This is a genomic window from Rhodococcus sp. YH1 (assembly GCF_009939605.1).
In the GTDB taxonomy this organism is placed as follows: Bacteria; Actinomycetota; Actinomycetes; order Mycobacteriales; family Mycobacteriaceae; genus Rhodococcus; species Rhodococcus aetherivorans.
Map to the genome: position 1 here is coordinate 1 of NZ_WVTE01000194.1, position 1,207 is coordinate 1,207.

Annotated in this window: 1 protein-coding gene and 1 pseudogene; both read right to left on the bottom strand. The window is 64.5% G+C overall.

The genetic code is table 11. The features are described from left to right. Nucleotides 1-319: ribonucleotide-diphosphate reductase subunit beta (locus AIIKEEIJ_RS14445; protein ID WP_202917044.1), on the bottom strand; the 319-nt coding region annotated here is incomplete at its 3' end. Nucleotides 320-363: 44 nt separating this feature from the next. Next, a pseudogene (locus AIIKEEIJ_RS14450) lies at nt 364-1,207 on the bottom strand (class 1b ribonucleoside-diphosphate reductase subunit alpha); the annotation flags it as partial.

The window sequence follows — 1,207 nt, forward strand, 5'->3', positions numbered from 1 at the left end:
GCACCGCCTCCTCGTGCGGGGTCACCGCGTCCGGGATCAGCGACACCGCGCCGACGGTGCCCTGGATCGTGTCGAGCAGGGTCAGACCGGTGAACACGCGCATGGTCAGTTCCTGCTCGTACTCGGTGAGCGTGCCCCACGACGGGATGTCGTTGGACACCGGGACCTTCTCCGGCAACCAGAAGTTGCCGGTGAGGCGGTCCCACACCTCCGAGTCCTTCTCGTCCGGAACGCGGTTCCAGTTGATCGCCGAGACGCGGTCGATCAGTTTGACGTGGGCGCCGTCGGCCGGCGAGTGCGCGCGGGGTGCGGAGGTCATCTGTCTTTCCCTACCTGAGTTTCGATGTGTACCGGCAAGATTCGTCACAGCATGCAGGAGACGCAGCCCTCGACCTCGGTGCCCTCGAGCGCCATCTGCCGCAGCCGGATGTAGTACAGCGTCTTGATTCCCTTGCGCCAGGCGTAGATCTGCGCCTTGTTCACGTCGCGGGTGGTGACGGTGTCCTTGAAGAACAACGTCAGCGACAGGCCCTGGTCGACGTGCTGGGTGGCCGCCGCATACGTGTCGATGATCTTCTCGTACCCGATCTCGTACGCGTCCTGGAAGTACTCCAGGTTGTCGTTGGTCAGGTAGGGAGCGGGGTAGTAGACGCGGCCGATCTTGCCCTCCTTGCGGATCTCGATCTTCGACGCCACCGGGTGGATGGAACTGGTGGAGTTGTTGATGTACGAGATCGACCCGGTCGGCGGCACGGCCTGCAGGTTCTGGTTGTAGATGCCGTGCTCCTGGACCGACGCCTTCAGCGCACGCCAGTCGTCCTGCGTGGGAATCGCCACGTCGGCGTCGGCGAAGAGCTGCCGCACGCGGGCGGTGGCCGGCTCCCACACCTGGTCGGTGTACTTGTCGAAGAACTCGCCCGAGGCATACTTCGACTCGGGGAAGCCCTTGAAGTACGTGCCCCGCTCGATGGCGAGCCGGTTCGACGCGCGCAGCGCGTGGAACAGCACGGTGTAGAAGTAGATGTTCGTGAAGTCGACGCCCTCTTCGGAGCCGTAGAAGATGCGCTCACGGGCGAGGTAGCCGTGCAGGTTCATCTGCCCGAGGCCGATCGCGTGGGAGTCGTTGTTGCCCTGCTCGATCGACGGCACCGAGTAGATGTGGGTCTGGTCCGACACGGCGGTCAGCGCCCGGATCGCCACCTCGATG